The following is a 15,148-nucleotide window of genomic DNA, read 5'->3' as shown; positions in this document are numbered from 1 at the left end:
GTCTGTGCGGGTGTCCCGTCCGGTTGCGCCGTTCCTACCGACCGGCCGGGGGAATGCGCCAGAGCCAGACGTCGTCGACCCGCTGCGGTTCGCCGAACAGCGCCGTGGCGGTACGTCGGACCGCCGCCTCGTCGACCTCGAACTTCGCGCCGTGCACCGCGTCGGCGAGGACCAGCGTCTCGATCCGCCAGTGCCGCAGGTCGGACTGGACCTCCGATCGGGTGCCGTCGGTGATGATCGGCACCAGCCCGGTGCGGCCGGCCTGGTCCATGAGCGCGCTCAGGGTGCGTGGCACCGGACCGATCCGGCCGCGCCCGTCCGGCCCGCCGGGTCCGAGGAAGAAGCCGCCCGGAATGGCGAACTCGCCCTGGCGGTGCGACAGGGCGTACGCCTGCCAGCGCTGGCCGTCCGGATAGATGTCCACGGTCAGCGGCACGGGGGTCAACGTGTTGCCGTCGGAGACGTACTGCCGCCAGTTGCCGGAGGTGATGAACGCCGGGATCGGCTCCCGCTCGTCGGTCAGCAGCGGGGTGGGCAGCAGCGGCAGCAGGGCCACCGCGAAGCCGATCGCCCAGGCCAACTCCGTCGAGCGGTGCCGGGGTGGGGAGGTGCGCAACTGCTCGACGGTGTACGCCAGCAGCACCCCGATCACCGGGGCCACCACCAGCGCCAGCCGGGCGGGCAACGCGGCGTTCACCACCGGGAACTGGCCGAGGATGTCGAACGGCATCGGCAGGTCGGTACGCCGCCCGTCGACCTTCGCGACCGGCCCGAAGGACAGCACCGAGAAGATCACCGCGACGACGCCCAGCGCCCAGAGAACCGCCCGGCGGCCGGGGTCGGCGCGTCGCCACAGCGCGACGAAGCAGACCACGGCGAGGACGAGCAGAGGAACCCCGAAGAACGAGTTCTCCTCGGTGGGGTTCGGCGCCAGCGCGGTCCCCAGTCCGACCTCCCCGGCCAGCGACCGGCGCGGGAACGCGGCGAAGGCGGCGATGTCCTCGGAGTGGATCACCGGGTCGAAGCCGGTGCCGTGGAACCGCTGCGGCCCCGCGAAGTGCAACCACAGCGGGTACGCCAGCAGCACGCCGGCCACCACGGCGGTCACACCGAGCCCGCGCAGGAACGTGGGTAGCGCGGCGCGCGCTTCGGCCCGGTGGGCCGGGTGCAACGCCCAGACGGCGACGAACACGCCGAGCGCCAGAGCGGCGAAGAACAGGCCCTCGGCGGCGATCGAGAAGGCCACCGCGACGAGCACGCCGAGGATCACCCCGTCGCGCAGCCAGTTCCCGGGCCGCCGCAGCGCGAACAGCCGCCAGATCAACAGCGGGACCAGCCAGCCCGCGGTCCAGTTCAGGTGCGCGTTGGCGTGCGAGACCATGCCGGGGGAGTAGGCGATGAAGAGGCCGCCCACGGCGGCGGCGAGGCGGCTGCGGACGAGGTGCCGCGAGAGCAGCCAGTACCAGGCCAGCGCGGTGGCGAACAGGTTCAGGGTGAGGATCACGAGGAACGTCACCGGTGGCCCGACGAGGTACGTGAGCGGGGCGAAGACCACCGCGTACACCGTGATCGAGGTGTTGACCGCGAGGTTCACGCCGTCCGGGACGTTGATCAGGTAGGTGAAGAAGGGGTTCTCCCCGTGGGTGACCGCGTGCCCACCGAAGGCCAGCAGCCACTCGAAGAGCGCCTGGTCGCTGGAGTTGACGGTGATCGTGCGGACGTTCGGGTCCCGCCACAGCCCACTGGTCACCCAGACGGCGAGCGCGAGCGCCACGAGCACGACGATCAGGTCGGCCCGGAGGTCCCGATGGGTACGCGGTGACGACGCTGGTGCGGGCCCGGTGGCCAGCGACGGGGAGGACGGCACGCAGCGGACGTTACCAATCGGATCTGGACGAGCCGGTCAGACCGGCGGTTGTTGTCGGCTCCGGGTGTTGCCGTGGTGGGGGGAGTTCGGCGTACACAACGGCTGTCGTGAATGTGTGAACGCGCCCCATATCGGGCCGGGGACACACCGTCGTAACGTCTCGGCAACTTGACCGTGACCCAGTTCACAGTCTGCTCCGTCAGGAGGCCTCCGTGCGCCGCTCCTCGTCCCTCCTCACCCGGCTGACCGGTGCGGTCGCCGGGCTCGTCCTCGCCGTGGCGGGCGCGTTCACCCTCGCCACGCCCGCCCAGGCCGCCAGCCTCACCCAGGTCACCGGGTTCGGTTCCAACCCGGGCAACCTCGCCATGTACGCCTACCGGCCGGACAACCTGCCGGCCAACTCCCCCGCCGTGGTGCTGCTGCACGGGTGCGTCCAGAACGCCTCCGGTTACTTCGCCAACTCGGGCTGGCAGAAGTACGCCGACCAGTGGAAGTTCACGCTGATCGTCGCCCAGCAGCCCGCCGGCAACAACGCCAACTCCTGCTTCAACTTCTTCGAGGCCGGCGACACCGCCCGGGGCCAGGGCGAGGCGCTGTCCATCAAGCAGATGGTCGACCACGCCAAGGCGAACTACGCCGTCGACGGCTCGCGGGTCTTCGTCAGCGGGCTCTCCGCGGGCGGGGCGATGAGCGCCGTCATGCTGGCCACCTACCCGGACGTCTTCGCCGCCGGATCGATCATCGCGGGCATCCCGTACCGCTGCGCCACCAGCATGGTCAACGCGTTCAGCTGCATGAACCCGGGCACGGACAAGACGCCGGCGGCCTGGGGCGACCTGGTCCGGGGCGCCTACTCCGGCTACACCGGCCCCCGCCCCCGGGTGGCCATCTGGCACGGCACGTCGGACACCACCGTGACACCGCTGAACGGCACTGAGTCACGCGACCAGTGGACCAACGTGCGGGGGATCTCGCAGACGCCGACCAGCACGTCGTCGCTGCCGGGCAACACCAGCCTCGAGGTGTACGGCAACGACGAGGTACGCCTCTACCGCGTCTCCGGCATGGGCCACGGAACGCCGGTCGACCCGGGCTCCGGGGCGGACCAGTGCGGCACCGCCGCCGCGTACTTCCTGGACACCATCTGCTCGACGTACCGCGACGCGCTCTTCTTCGGCCTGAACAACGGCGGCACCACCCCCACCGCGTCTCCCACCCCCACGGCCAGCGCAACCCCCACCGCGTCGCCCACCCCCACCGCGTCGCCCACGGCGAGCCCGACCCCGACCACGCCGCCAACCTGTGTGACGGCGACCAACTACGCCCACGTGACGGCCGGCCGCGCGTACCAGTCCGGCGGCTACGCCTACGCCAACGGCTCGAACCAGCGCATGGGCCTCTACAACACCTTCTACACGAGCACCCTCAAGCAGACCGCCCCCAACTACTGGGTGATCGGCTGCTGACCCCGCGACGCCGAGGCTAGACCCCGTTGATCAAGAGGTTTGCGTCAGATTCCGGCACCCGGATGACGCAAACCTCTTGATCAACGCGAATGGCGGCGGGGCTGGTCAGTCCTGGAGGGCCGTCTTCAGGGCCTCGGGGAGGGTGGGGTGGCGGTAGGGGTAGGCGGCTTCCGTCAGGACTTTGGGGTGGACTCTCGTGCTGGTGAGGGCCTCGTGGGCGAAGCCGCCCAGGGCCACCTTGAGCGCCAGGGCGGGGATCGGGATGATCGCCGGGCGGTGCAGTTGACGGGCCAGCTCGCGGGTGAACTCGGCGTTCGTCACCGGGTTCGGGCCCACCACGTTGACCGGGCCGGCGATCTCGTCGTGCGCCAGCAGGAAGAGGGTCGCGTCCAGCCAGTCCCGCATGGAGATCCACGGCAGCCACTGCCGCCCACTGCCCAGCCGCCCGGCGATGCCCAGCTTGAACGGGAGCAACTGCGGCTTGAGCAGACCGCCGTCGCGGTGCAGCGGCAGGCCGGTGCGGAGTCGGACCACGCGTACCCCGGCGTCCTCGGCCGGTCGGGTCGCGGCCTCCCACACCCGGCAGACGTCGGCCAGGAAACCGTCGCCAGCGGGGGCGTCCTCCTCGACCACCCGGTCGCCGGTGTTGCCGTACCAGCCGACGGCGGACGAGTTGAGCAGCGCCCGGGGTCGGTCGCTCTCGGGGAGGCCGGCGATCGTCGTCGCGAGCGTGGTGGTGCTGTCCACCCGGCTGGTACGGATCAACCGCCGGTAGTCGTCGTTCCAGCGCTTGTCGCCGACGCCCGCGCCGGCCAGGTTGATGACCGCGTCCGACTCGGCGACCACGGCCGGGTCGAGCTGGCCGGCCGCCGGGTCCCACTGCCGCTCGTGCGGGTCGCGCGGCGCGCGTCGCACGAGTCGGGTGACCTGGTGCCCGTCGGCGACGAGCCGGTCGCCCAGTCGGGTGCCGAGGAAGCCGGACGCGCCGGCCATGAGGATCCGCATGCCGTTATCTTCGTCGAAAACCCCACTCCCGGACGCGCCCCGGCCCCACTCCTCGCCGATCTTGCACTTAGTGTCGCCGTTCTGCCCGGGAAGGTCCGTTCTGTCGGGACAGCAAGCGCAAGATCGACGAGGTCGGGTCAGGGGCGTAGGTCGGACAGGAGGCGTTCTACCTCGGCGTATGCCTCTGGGGGGAGAGGGCCCAGCTTCAGGGTTGTCAGGTTCTCGTCGGCTTGGGCGACGGTGCGCAGACCGGGGATCGGCACCGTCCGTGGGCTGCGGGCCAGCAGCCAGCCGAGCGCGCCCTGGGCGAGGGTCCGTCCGTCGGCGGTGAGCGCCGCACGGACCTGCTCGACCCGGGCCGCCCACTCCGGCGTCGGACGGCCGTCGGTGTACCACCGCAACCACTCGGGCGCCCGGCCGCGTACGTCGTCCGCGCCGGGCGCCCGGGTCGAGCCGGTGAGCAGCCCCATCGCCAGTGGCCCCCGGTTGAGGCTCGCCAGGTCGTGGCGGTCGCAGACGGCCAGGACCGCCGCGTTGTCGTTCAGCACCGACTCGTCGTGCTGGATGGCGGCACAGTGCGGTCCGCCGGCCGCGAACGCTGCCGCCGAGGCCGCGTTGTCGGTGCTCCAGCCGTACGCCCGGATCTTGCCCTGGTCGACGAGGCCCTCGAGGGTGTCGACCAGGTCGAGCGCGGCGGACGTCGGCAGTTCGTTGATGTGCAGTTGGTAGAGGTCGACGTGGTCGGTGCCGAGGCGGCGCAGCGAGTCCTCCAGGCTGCGGACGGCGAACGTTCCGCTGGCGTCGGTGCCGAGCCACCGTCGGGTGTCCTCGTCGCTGACGTTGCCGAACTTGGTGGCGATCACCGCCTCGGACCGGCGGCCCGCGAGGGCCCGGCCGAGGACGCGCTCGCTGTGCCCGGCGCCGTAGTTGCTGGCCGTGTCGAAGAGGGTGACGCCGAGGTCGAGAGCCCGGTGAATGGTACGGATCGACTCGTCGTCGTCGACCTCGCCCCAACCGAACGGCTGCCCGCCGTCTCCCCAGAGCGGACCGCCGATCGCCCAGCATCCCATCCCGATCGCGCTCACCTCGATGCCGCTGCGTCCCAGCGTGCGTGTCGTCGTCATGCGGAACAGCCTCCAATCTGGAGTGCGCTCCAGGTCAAGGGCTGGCTAGCATCCGGGGCATGACCGGTTACGCCCCCGCCGAGGCCGCCCGGCGCAGCGGCTTCAGCCTGGACACCCTGCGGTACTACGAGAAGATCGGCCTGCTGGCCGACGTGGGTCGTACGCCGGGTGGCCAGCGCGTCTTCACCGACGACGACCTGAGCTGGCTGCTGCTGTTCCGCTGCCTGCGGGACACCGGGATGCCGATCGCCCAGATGTGCCGGTACGCGTCGCTGGCCCGTGCGGGCGAGCACACCGTCGACGAGCGGCGTGAGCTGCTGCAACAGCACGCGGCGCAGGTGGAGGAGCAGATGCGCCTGCTGCGGCGTCAGTACGACCATCTGCGGGAGAAGATCCGCTTCTACGAGCGGCTGCCCGGCCCGCCCGCCCCCGACGGGGGCCGGTGATCGCGGGGGGCCAGCCTGGCGCGCGCGGCCGACGTGCGGCTCAGCCCGGCGCGCGCCGCCGACGTGCGGCTCAGCCCGGCGCGCGCGGCCGACGTGCGGCTCAGCCCGGCGCGGTCAGGCCGAGCAACTGCTCGGCTGTCCCGGGCCGGCCGGCGAGCGCGTTCAACGCGCTGACCAGCCGCTTCTCCTCGTAGCGGAAGTGTGTCTCCAGCAGGGCGGCCAACCCGTCCAGCTCGGCGCGTACCTGAGCGGTCGGCAGCGGACGGTCGTCGCCCAGCAGCTCCTCGACCCGGGCGAGGATCCCCGCCACCACCTCGTGGTCGACGATCAGGTTGGCCAGGACCGGGCGCAGCTCGGGCACCTCGTCGGCCAGGACCCGGAACGCGCCCGCGTCCTCGCCGGTGTGGTGGCGGCCGAGCGCGGCGCAGAAGGTCAGGCAGTGGGCCCGTAGGTCCCGCGAGGGAGTGTCCAGGTTGGCCCGGAGGCGGGCCAGCTCCGTGCGGAGCCAGAGGTGGATCTCGATCATCTGGTTGCCGACGGCGGCGAGCCGATCGGTCGGTGAACCCGTTGGGTGCACGTTCGTCCTCATGCTGCGTCCCCGCGCCTCCATGCCCTCGGCGGCCATCGTGCCGGGTACACCGCGACGCTGTCCGACACTCTAGACCGGAATCGTCAGGGCGTGGTCGGCTCGTCGGGCTCCCGGACGTCGTGCCAGCGGGCACGCCACGCCGCCTCGTGCGCCTCGTGCGTCGTCCGTTCCTGGAACACGGCGGACCGCAGCGCGTGCCGGGAGTCCGCCATCACCAGCACCTCGACGGCCACCAGCCCGACGCAGATCACGGTCGCCAGGGTGAGCGCGCCCAGCGCCGGCAGGTGCAGGCCGATGGGCAGGGCCACCGTGAGCGCCACGATGACGCCCACTCGGCTCCAGGTGGCGGTGTGCAGCGTGCGTAGTTGGAACAGCATGTTGACGGCGAAGTAGGTGATCAACCCGCCGAAGAGCATCGGCACGGCCGGCCCCTCAACCTTCTCCGCGATACCGCCGGCCGGGTCGGTGATCTTGTGCAGGATCTCCTCGTTGCCGATCGAGAAGAGGATCACCCCGGCGATCATCGGCAGGTAGAGGTACGCGTACGCGTCGCGGGCCATCGCCACCCGGGGAGCGCCCTCCGCCGCGTGCAGGGCGATCCGAGCGGCGGGCCCGACGAAGTCGAAGTGCGCCCACCAGAGCGCGGCGGTGATCACGATGCCGAGCGCGGCGGCGGCCACCGCCGGCCAGGTGACCGGCTTGCCGAGCAGGTTGCCGCCCACTCCGGTGGAGATGATCGACTCGCCGAGCGCGATGATCAGAATGAGGTCGTAGCGCTCGGTCCAGTGCTCCGCGCTGGTCACCCCCCAACCCCAGGTGCCGACGATGAAGCCGGTGGCGTACTGCACCACCACCACGGCGATCCACAGCCCGTCCCGGACCAGGGCGGCCCGGTCGGGGTCGGTGATCTGCGGCGGGATCAACGCGGCGGCGAGCAGCAGCAGGATGCTCACCGCCAGCTCCGGGGCGAAGCGTCGGAGCTGGCGTCGCTCCTGCGGGCTGTCCCGCACCACGTGCTGGTACAGGATCCAGTGGATGCCTCGCACCACGACGTAACTGATGGCCACCAGCATCGGCCCGGCGGCGCTGCCTCCCGGTTCGCTGAACGCCTGCGGCAGCCCCAGCGCGAACGCGAACAGCGCGACCATCGAGATCACCATGAGCGCCGGCACGTAGCCCTCGCCGAGCCGGACCCGGGTGGCGACCAGGCTGTGCACCACCCAGATCCACCAGAGCACGGCGAGCACCAGGGCGGCGTGCAGCAGTTGGCGACCGGAGATGTTCGCGGCCGTCGCGCGGGTGATGATGAAGAACGAGAAGACGAAGACCAGGTCGAAGAAGACCTCGAACTTGTCCACCCGGGCCCCGGGGGCGATGGGGACGGCGGGTCCCAGTTGTCCGCGCCGCCGGTTACCGCCCACGGTCCCACTCTGGCAGCGTCCGGCCTGGTCGGAGGACGGAACGGGTCAGCCCGCGTCGCGGGAGCGCAGTCCGTCCATCAGTAGGTCCAGCAGCCGGTCGGCCTGGGCGCGCTCGCCGGCGGCCAGGGAGATGCCACTGAGGCCCGCCAGCACGTCACCGGCGGCGACATCGGCTCGGACGGTGCCCGCCGCGACCCCTGCGGCGAGCAACTGGTCGAGCGCCGCCAGCAGCAGGTCGCGGCTCTGCGCGTACGGGTTGGCGCCGGACGCGATGACGAGGCGCAGCGCGTCGGCCATGCCCCGCTTGGTGGCGAGGTAGTCGGTGAAACGGGACATCCAGTCTCGCAGCGCCCGGTCGGGCGGCAACTGGTCAAGTAGCCGCGGCGCGGCGTCGCAGAGCCGGGCCAGCTCGTTGCGGTACGCCGCCTCGATCAGCGCCTCGCGGGTGGGGAAGTGGCGGTACAGGGTGCCGATGCCCACCCCTGCCTCGCGGGCGATGGCGTCGAGCGTTACCTCCGGCCCGGGGCGGGAAAGAGCCTGGACCGCGACCCGAAGCAGGCGTTCACGGTTGCGCAGCGCGTCCGCCCGCAGTGGGCGGGGGCTGGACTCCGGCACCGTCTCCTCCTCGCTGAGTGGGTGTAACGCACCGGCCATGGCAAGCGGAGGGAACTCCGGTTAGTCTCGACCGCAGCGGAGGATCCTCCGCTTCCATCGTACCGGCGGGCCGACCGGCCCGCCCCCAGCTCGGACAAGGATGGATCATGACGACGAGCAACCCGATCACCACGTCGTTCGCCCACGACTCCACCGCCATGGACGTGATCCGGGGCGTGGACCTGGTCGGCCGACGGGCGATCGTCACCGGCGGGTCGTCCGGCATCGGTGTGGAGACCGCCCGTGCCCTGGCCAGCGCCGGCGCGGAGGTCACCCTGGCCGTCCGCAACCCCGACGCCGGCCAGAAGGCCGCCGACGACATCACCGGCACCACCGGCAACGACCGCGTCCTGGTCGCCCCGCTCGACCTAGCCGACCAGAATTCGGTCGCCGACTTCGTCGCCAACTGGGACGGCCCGCTGCACATCCTGGTCAACAACGCCGGCATCATGGCCGCGCCCCTGAGCCGCACCCCGCAGGGCTGGGAGATGCAGTTCGCCACCAACCACCTCGGGCACTTCGCGCTCGCCACCGGGCTGCGCCCGGCGCTCGCCGCCGCCGACGGGGCCCGCATCGTCTCGGTCAGCTCCGCCGCCCACCTGCGCTCGCCCGTCGTCTTCGAGGACATCCAGTACGACCGCCGCGAGTACGAGCCCTGGCAGGCGTACGGGCAGTCGAAGACGGCCAACGTGCTCTTCGCCGTGGAGGCGACCCGCCGCTGGGCCGACGACGGCATCTACACCAACTCGCTGATGCCCGGCGCGATCCGCACCAACCTCCAGCGCTACGTCAGCGAGGAGGAGCTGAACCGCCTGCGCGCCGGCAACGCGGCGGCCTGGAAGACCGTCGAGCAGGGCGCCGCCACGTCGGTGCTGGTGGCCGCGTCCCCGTTGCTCGACGAGGTCGGCGGACGCTACTTCGAGGACTGCCAGCAGGCCGCGCCGGCCCGACCCGACACGCGGACGGGCGTCGCGGACTACGCGCTGGACCCGGAGGCGGCCGAGCGGCTGTGGAAGGTCTCAACCGACCTGCTCAAGGGCTGAGCGGCACAGACGAAGGGGCGCCCCGGTCGATGACCGGGGCGCCCCTTTCGGCGTTACGACGGATCAGGCCAGGCCCAGCTCCGACTCGAAGTTGCCGGCCTCCAGCCGCTCCTTCACCGCGCTCAGGAAGCGGGCCGCGTCGGCGCCGTCGATCAGTCGGTGGTCGTACGACATGGCCAGGTAGACCATCGACCGGACCGCGACGACCTCGCCCAGGTCCGGGTCGTTGACCACGACCGGCCGCTTGACCACGGCACCCGTGCCGAGCATCGCCGACTGCGGCTTCGGCACGATGGGGGTGTCGAAGAGCGCGCCCCGGCTGCCCGTGTTGGTGAGCGTGAAGGTCGCCCCGGCGATCTCGTCCGGGCTGATCTTGTTGGTCCGGGTCCGCTCGGCCAGGTCGGCGACCCGCTTCGCGATGCCACCGAGGTTGAGGTCACCGGCGTTGTGGATGACCGGCACCACGAGGCCCCGCTCGGTGTCCACGGCGATGCCGAGGTGCTCCGCGGCCGGGTAGGTGATCGTGCCGCCGTCCAGGTCCAACTGGGCGTTGACGATCGGGTAGGTCTGCAGCGCCTCGACGGCGGCGAGAGCGAAGAACGGCAGGAAGGACAGCTTGACGCCGTGCCGCTGCACGAACGAGTCCTTCGCCTGCGCCCGCAACTTCGCGACCCGGGTGACGTCCACCTCGACCACCGTGGTGAGCTGCGCCATCTCGTGCAGCGACTCCTGCATCCGGTTGGCGATCGCCTTGCGGATCCGGGGGAGCTTCTCGGTGGTGCCCCGCTTGCCGCTCGGCTGCGGCTTCGCGGCCGGCTTGGCCGGGGTCGCCGCACTGGCGGCGGGCTGTGCCGCCGGAGCCGGCGTGGCCGCCGCGGCCTTGGCCTTCTCGGCCGCGTCGAGGACGTCCTGCTTACGGATCCGGCCACCCACACCGGTGCCGTTGAGCGCGGCCAGGTCCACGCCGTGCTCGTTGGCCAGCTTGCGGACCAGCGGCGTGACGTACCCGGCCGCCTCCTCGCCACCCTGAGCCGGCGCGGACGGGCGCTGCGGCGCGGCGGTCGGCGCGGACGGCTGGGCGGCCTGCTCGGCCTTCGCCGGCTGCGCCGACGCCTCCGCCTCGGCGGCCGGCTCGTTGTACGACATGCCCGGGGTGGGCTCCTCGACCTTCGGCGCCGGCTTCGGCTCGGCCTTGGGGGCCGGCGCGGCCTCCGCCTTCGGCTCGGGCTTCGGCTCGGTCTTCGCCTGGGCCGGGGCCCCACCGGCGACGCCGATGACCACGAGGTCGGCGCCGACCGCGGCGGTCTCGTCCTCGGCGACCTTGATCTCCAGCACGGTGCCGGCGACCGGCGACGGGATCTCCGTGTCGACCTTGTCGGTGGAGACCTCCAGCAGCGGCTCGTCCACCTCGACGGTGTCGCCGACCTGCTTGAGCCAGCGGGTGACCGTACCCTCGGTGACGCTCTCGCCCAGGGCCGGCATCTTGACCGCGGTGCCCTCGCCCGACGACGCGGCGGCCGGAGCCGGCGCCTCGGCCGGGGCCTCGTCCTGCGCCACCTGGTCGGCGGTGCCCTCGGCGGCGGCGGTCGGCTCGGCGGCGGGCTCGACCGACTCGGCCGGCGCCTGCTGCTGCTCCTGCGGGGCGGCCTCGCCACCGCCGGTCGACTCGCCCTCACCGGCGATGACGGCCAGCTCGCTGCCGACCTCGGCGGTCTCGTCCTCGCCGACCACGATGCGGCTCAGCACACCCGCCGCGGGCGACGGGATCTCGGTGTCGACCTTGTCGGTCGAGACCTCGAGCAGGGGCTCGTCGACCTCGACCGTGTCGCCCTCCTGCTTGAGCCAGCGAGTGACGGTGCCCTCGGTGACGCTCTCGCCGAGCCGGGGCATGGTGACCGATACCGGCATTTTCTGAGACTCCTTCATTCCCCTGGTGGGATCTTCGCCCGTCGCCGGACGCCGCGGTTGATTTGTCAGGCGTGCGCGTGCAGCGGCTTGCCGGCGAGGGCCAGGTGCGCCTCGCCCAGGGCCTCGTTCTGGGTCGGGTGGGCGTGCACGAGCTGGGCGACCTCCGCCGGGTAGGCCTCCCAGTTGTAGATGAGCTGAGCCTCGCCGATCAGCTCACCCACCCGGGCGCCGACCATGTGGACGCCGACCACGGGGCCGTCGTTGACCCGGACCAGCTTTACGAAGCCGGTGGTCTTGAGGATCTGGCTCTTGCCGTTGCCACCGAGCGGGTAGTTGTACGACTGGATCTTGTCGGCGCCGTACTGCTCCTTGGCCTTCGCCTCGGTCAGGCCCACCGACGCCAGCTCGGGGTCGCAGTAGGTGACGCGCGGGATGCCCACCTCGTCGATGACGGCCGGGGTCTGGCCGGCGATCTCCTCGGCGACGAAGATGCCCTGCTGGAAGCCCCGGTGCGCGAGCTGGAGGCCGGGCACGATGTCGCCGACCGCGTAGACGTTCGGCACGCTGGTGCGCAGCCGCTCGTCGGTCAGCACGTAGCCGCGGTCCATCTTGACGCCCTGCTCCTCGTACCCGAGGTTCGCGGTGTTCGGACCGCGACCCACCGCGACCAGCAGCAGCTCGGCCTCGACGGTGTCGCCGCCGGAAATGGTCAGCTTGACGCCGTTGTCGGTCTTCTCGACCTTCTCGAACGGCTTGCCGACCTTAAAGTTGATCTTGCGCTTGCGGAACGCCCGCTCCAACGCCTTCGACGACTCCTCGTCCTCGGCGGCGACCAGCCGGGGCAGCGCCTCGACGATCGTCACGTCCACACCGAAGGACTTCCACACGCTGGCGAACTCGACGCCGATCACGCCACCGCCGAGGACGATCACCGACGAGGGGATCCGGTCCAGGGTCAGCGCGTGGTCGCTCGTGATGATCCGCTCGCCGTCGACCTCGAGGCCGGGCAGGCTCTTCGCGTACGAGCCGGAGGCCAGCACGATGTTGCGGCCGGTGTAGCGCTTGCCGTCGACCTCGACCACGTTCTTGTCGACGAGCTTGCCGTGGCCCTCGACGATGGTGATCGACTTGTTGCCCTTCAACATGCCCTGGAGGCCCTTGTAAAGGCGGGCGATCACGCCGTCCTTGTACGAGTTGACCCCCGCCATGTCGATACCGACCAGCTCGGCCTTCACACCGAACTGCTCTGACTCGCGGGTCTGGTCGGCGATCTCGGCCGCGTGCAGCAGCGCCTTCGTCGGGATGCAGCCGTTGTGCAGGCAGGTCCCGCCGAGCTTGCCCTTCTCGACCAGCGCGACCTTCAGGCCCAGCTGAACGGCGCGCAGCGCGGTCGCGTAGCCGCCGCTGCCACCTCCGAGGATGACAATGTCGAAGGTCGCTTCGTTCGGCTCGCTCACGTCCAACTCCCAGGTCGCGTCACTGCATCGGGGGTCACGGAGGTGTAACACGGACACACCCCACCTCGGTCATCTTGTCACCACTGGGCACAGGGTGCGTAGTGAGGTGCCCAACGACACGTCATCGACACGTACCCTTGGCACCGTTGTCGATGACGTCAGGTGGGGGAGAAGTCCGGTGGGGTTGTTCCGGCGTCGCAAACAGACGCGTGTGGCGAGCCACGACCGTGCGGCCGATCGTGGTGATCTGGCCCATCTGGAGAACTTCATCCGGAGCCGGCGAGGTGTCGAGGCGTTCATCGAGCCCCGGACGACGGTCACCGAGACCACCGTCATCCTGATCGCCGACGACGGGGAGTGGACCCGCCGGCGCATCGACGGTCCGGACGGCGCGCGTCGCTTCGCGTACCGGATGGGCATCCCTGTGTACGACGTCCGGCTGATGGGCTATCCGCAGCGGATGCGCGACTTCAACGAGCGCCGCAAGCGCCGCCCCGAGCAGCACATGTAAGGAAGAGCCCCCTGTTAGACGCTAGGCGTTAACAGGGGGCCCTTCCTTACATGTCAGCCGTTGGCGGCGACGTCCTCGACGAGCTGCACCAGGGTGCGGACCGGCACGCCGGTGCCGCCCTTGGTCCAGTAGCCGGTCGGCTCGCCCGAGTGGTAGCCCGGGCCGGCGATGTCGATGTGCGCCCACGCCACGTCGTCGGTCACGAACTCGCGCAGGAACACGCCACCCTGCAGCATGTGCCCGGCCCGGTCCATCCCCGCGTTGACCTGCGAGATGTCCGCCACGTCGGAGTCCATGCCCTTGCGTACGTCGTCCGGCAGCGGCATCGGCCAGGCCGGCTCGCCGACCGAGTCGCCGACCGTGCGGACCCGCTCGCACAGCTCGGGAGTACCCATGACGCCGGCGACCCGCTTACCCAACGCGATCACCTGACCGCCGGTCAGGGTGGACGTCTCGAACAGGTAGTCCGTGCCGTCGGCGCAGGCGCGGGCGATGGCGTCGGCCAGCACCATCCGGCCCTCGGCGTCGGTGTTGAGCACCTCCACCTTCTTGCCGCTGAACATGCTGATCACGTCGCCCGGCCGGTAGCTGGTGCCGGACGGCATGTTCTCGGCCATCGGCAGGTACGCGCTGACCGCCACGTTCGGCTTCAACGCGGCGATCGCCAGCATCGCCGCACCCACCGCGGCGGCGCCCGCCATGTCGGACTTCATCTCCCACATGCCCTGCGCCGGCTTGATCGAGATGCCGCCGGTGTCGAAGGTGATGCCCTTGCCGACCAGCGCGACCCGCTTGCCGTTGCCGGCGTCCTGCGGCGTGTAGGTGAGCTTCACCAGCCGCGGCGGGGCCTCCGAACCCTGCCCGACCGCGATGATGCCGCCGTACCCGCCGGCGGCCAGCGCCGCCTCGTCCAGCACCTCGACGCCGAGGCCGGCGTCCCGGGCGGCGGCGGCCACGGCGTCGGCGAACGACGGGGGACGCAGCTCGTTCGGGGCGGTGTTCACCCAGTCCCGGCTGGTCCGGACCGCGCCGGCGACCGCCTGCGCGCGGGTGATCTCCGCCTGGGCGCCCGTGTCGGCGGCGTCCGGAACAGCGATGAGCACCTCGGCCACCGGCTCCCGCCGGGCCGGCTGCGGCCGGGTCTTGTAACCGGCGAAGCGATAGCCGCCGAGCAGCGCGCCCTCGGCGACCGCGCGCAGCGCCGCCAGCGCGTCCGCGTCGTCGGGCAACGGCAGGCTGAGCGCCACCTTCGGCGCGCCCGCCAGGGCCCGCACCGCGGCGCCAGCCGCGCGGCGCAGCGTCTCCGGCGCCGGGGCGGCGCCCGTCGGCTCGGGGCCGAGCCCGACCGCGACGACCAGTGGGGCCGTGACGGTACCCAGTGTGGCCAGCTTGATCACCTCGCCCGGGCCACCGGTCGCGCCGAGCAGCGCCAGCGTCTCGGTCAGCTTGCCGTCGAACGCGACGGCGATGCTCTCCGCGCCGCTGCCGAGCAGCAGGGTGCCGGCGAGGCCGCTGGTGGCGTCCTGCTCTCCGGTCTGGCTGTGCACGCCGATCACGATCGCGTCGACGGCGAGCTCCGCCGGGTCGGTGTCGACCAGGCTCAGGGTGGTCGTGCGGGGGGTTGTCACTGAAGCTACTCCGGGCGGGCCGGGCCGGT

13 protein-coding genes are annotated in these 15,148 nt (G+C 71.5%); 4 read left to right on the top strand and 9 right to left on the bottom strand.

Going from position 1 to position 15,148, the window contains the following annotated elements; genetic code table 11:
* Positions 1-34: 34 nt before the first annotated feature.
* A complete protein-coding gene (locus tag ACQP03_RS25785) occupies positions 35-1,867 on the bottom strand; it encodes a DUF2079 domain-containing protein (protein WP_357170635.1) in 1,833 nt (610 codons plus the stop codon).
* 212 nt (positions 1,868-2,079) lie between these two features.
* Here ACQP03_RS25785 and ACQP03_RS25780 point away from each other — a divergent pair, with 212 nt between their 5' ends.
* A complete protein-coding gene (locus ACQP03_RS25780) occupies positions 2,080-3,333 on the top strand; it encodes an extracellular catalytic domain type 1 short-chain-length polyhydroxyalkanoate depolymerase (protein WP_357170637.1) in 1,254 nt (417 codons plus the stop codon).
* 105 nt (positions 3,334-3,438) lie between these two features.
* Here the strand turns inward: ACQP03_RS25780 and ACQP03_RS25775 are convergent, their stop codons facing one another.
* Complete coding sequence (locus ACQP03_RS25775; protein ID WP_433458800.1) at positions 3,439-4,338, bottom strand: TIGR01777 family oxidoreductase; 900 nt, start codon at positions 4,336-4,338, stop codon at positions 3,439-3,441.
* Between the two features lie 137 nt (positions 4,339-4,475).
* Entirely contained in the window at positions 4,476-5,462 is a 987-nt protein-coding gene (locus ACQP03_RS25770) for an aldo/keto reductase (protein WP_357397831.1), read from the bottom strand.
* Positions 5,463-5,521: 59 nt separating this feature from the next.
* On the opposite strand from ACQP03_RS25770, the gene ACQP03_RS25765 reads away from it, so the two are divergent.
* On the top strand, positions 5,522-5,908 hold the full coding sequence (locus ACQP03_RS25765) for a MerR family transcriptional regulator (protein ID WP_357126647.1): 387 nt from the start codon (positions 5,522-5,524) through the stop codon (positions 5,906-5,908).
* Between the two features lie 100 nt (positions 5,909-6,008).
* Here the strand turns inward: ACQP03_RS25765 and ACQP03_RS25760 are convergent, their stop codons facing one another.
* The 3 genes from ACQP03_RS25760 to ACQP03_RS25750 all read right to left on the bottom strand — a co-directional run bounded on the left by ACQP03_RS25760 (position 6,009) and on the right by ACQP03_RS25750 (position 8,533).
* Entirely contained in the window at positions 6,009-6,497 is a 489-nt protein-coding gene (locus ACQP03_RS25760; protein WP_357397828.1) for a hemerythrin domain-containing protein, read from the bottom strand.
* Positions 6,498-6,580: 83 nt separating this feature from the next.
* Positions 6,581-7,918 (bottom strand): low temperature requirement protein A, encoded by a 1,338-nt coding sequence (locus ACQP03_RS25755; protein ID WP_357126653.1) that lies wholly within the window; start codon positions 7,916-7,918, stop codon positions 6,581-6,583.
* 45 nt (positions 7,919-7,963) lie between these two features.
* Positions 7,964-8,533, bottom strand: a complete 570-nt coding sequence (locus ACQP03_RS25750; protein ID WP_357126657.1) for a TetR/AcrR family transcriptional regulator — start codon at positions 8,531-8,533, stop codon at positions 7,964-7,966.
* Positions 8,534-8,679: 146 nt separating this feature from the next.
* Here ACQP03_RS25750 and ACQP03_RS25745 point away from each other — a divergent pair, with 146 nt between their 5' ends.
* Positions 8,680-9,615, top strand: coding sequence for an SDR family NAD(P)-dependent oxidoreductase (locus tag ACQP03_RS25745; protein ID WP_357126660.1), 936 nt, complete (start codon positions 8,680-8,682; stop codon positions 9,613-9,615).
* A gap of 63 nt (positions 9,616-9,678) precedes the next feature.
* Here the strand turns inward: ACQP03_RS25745 and sucB are convergent, their stop codons facing one another.
* Together sucB and lpdA are read right to left on the bottom strand one after the other, a co-directional pair.
* Positions 9,679-11,523 carry a 2-oxoglutarate dehydrogenase, E2 component, dihydrolipoamide succinyltransferase gene (gene sucB / locus ACQP03_RS25740; RefSeq protein ID WP_357126663.1) on the bottom strand — a complete coding sequence of 615 codons (1,845 nt, stop codon included), beginning with the start codon at positions 11,521-11,523 and terminating at the stop codon, positions 9,679-9,681.
* Positions 11,524-11,588: 65 nt separating this feature from the next.
* The gene (gene lpdA, locus ACQP03_RS25735) at positions 11,589-12,980 is read right to left on the bottom strand and encodes a dihydrolipoyl dehydrogenase (RefSeq protein WP_357126666.1); all 1,392 of its coding nucleotides are present in this window, start codon (positions 12,978-12,980) and stop codon (positions 11,589-11,591) included.
* 178 nt (positions 12,981-13,158) lie between these two features.
* Between lpdA and ACQP03_RS25730 the strand changes: the two genes are divergently transcribed.
* Positions 13,159-13,491, top strand: a complete 333-nt coding sequence (locus ACQP03_RS25730; protein WP_357126669.1) for a hypothetical protein — start codon at positions 13,159-13,161, stop codon at positions 13,489-13,491.
* A gap of 53 nt (positions 13,492-13,544) precedes the next feature.
* On the opposite strand, the gene ACQP03_RS25725 is transcribed toward ACQP03_RS25730, so the two are convergent.
* Positions 13,545-15,119, bottom strand: coding sequence for a leucyl aminopeptidase (locus ACQP03_RS25725; protein WP_357126672.1), 1,575 nt, complete (start codon positions 15,117-15,119; stop codon positions 13,545-13,547).
* Between the last annotated feature and the right edge of the window lie 29 nt (positions 15,120-15,148).

Source organism: Micromonospora sp. CA-248212 (genome assembly GCF_050948405.1).
In the GTDB taxonomy this organism is placed as follows: Bacteria; Actinomycetota; Actinomycetes; order Mycobacteriales; family Micromonosporaceae; genus Micromonospora.
The sequence above is the reverse complement of the archived record's forward strand: the minus strand, read 5'-3'. Positions and strand labels throughout refer to the sequence as shown.

What these genes read in the sequence shown, in the direction of transcription:
- ACQP03_RS25745 (WP_357126660.1), top strand. Translation starts at nt 8,680, where the DNA reads ATGACGACGAGCAACCCGATCACCACGTCGTTCGCCCACGACTCCACC.
- ACQP03_RS25765 (WP_357126647.1), top strand. Translation starts at nt 5,522, where the DNA reads ATGACCGGTTACGCCCCCGCCGAGGCCGCCCGGCGCAGCGGCTTCAGC.
- sucB (WP_357126663.1), bottom strand. Translation starts at nt 11,523, where the DNA reads ATGCCGGTATCGGTCACCATGCCCCGGCTCGGCGAGAGCGTCACCGAG.
- ACQP03_RS25770 (WP_357397831.1), bottom strand. Translation starts at nt 5,462, where the DNA reads ATGACGACGACACGCACGCTGGGACGCAGCGGCATCGAGGTGAGCGCG.
- ACQP03_RS25775 (WP_433458800.1), bottom strand. Translation starts at nt 4,338, where the DNA reads ATGCGGATCCTCATGGCCGGCGCGTCCGGCTTCCTCGGCACCCGACTG.
- ACQP03_RS25760 (WP_357397828.1), bottom strand. Translation starts at nt 6,497, where the DNA reads ATGAGGACGAACGTGCACCCAACGGGTTCACCGACCGATCGGCTCGCC.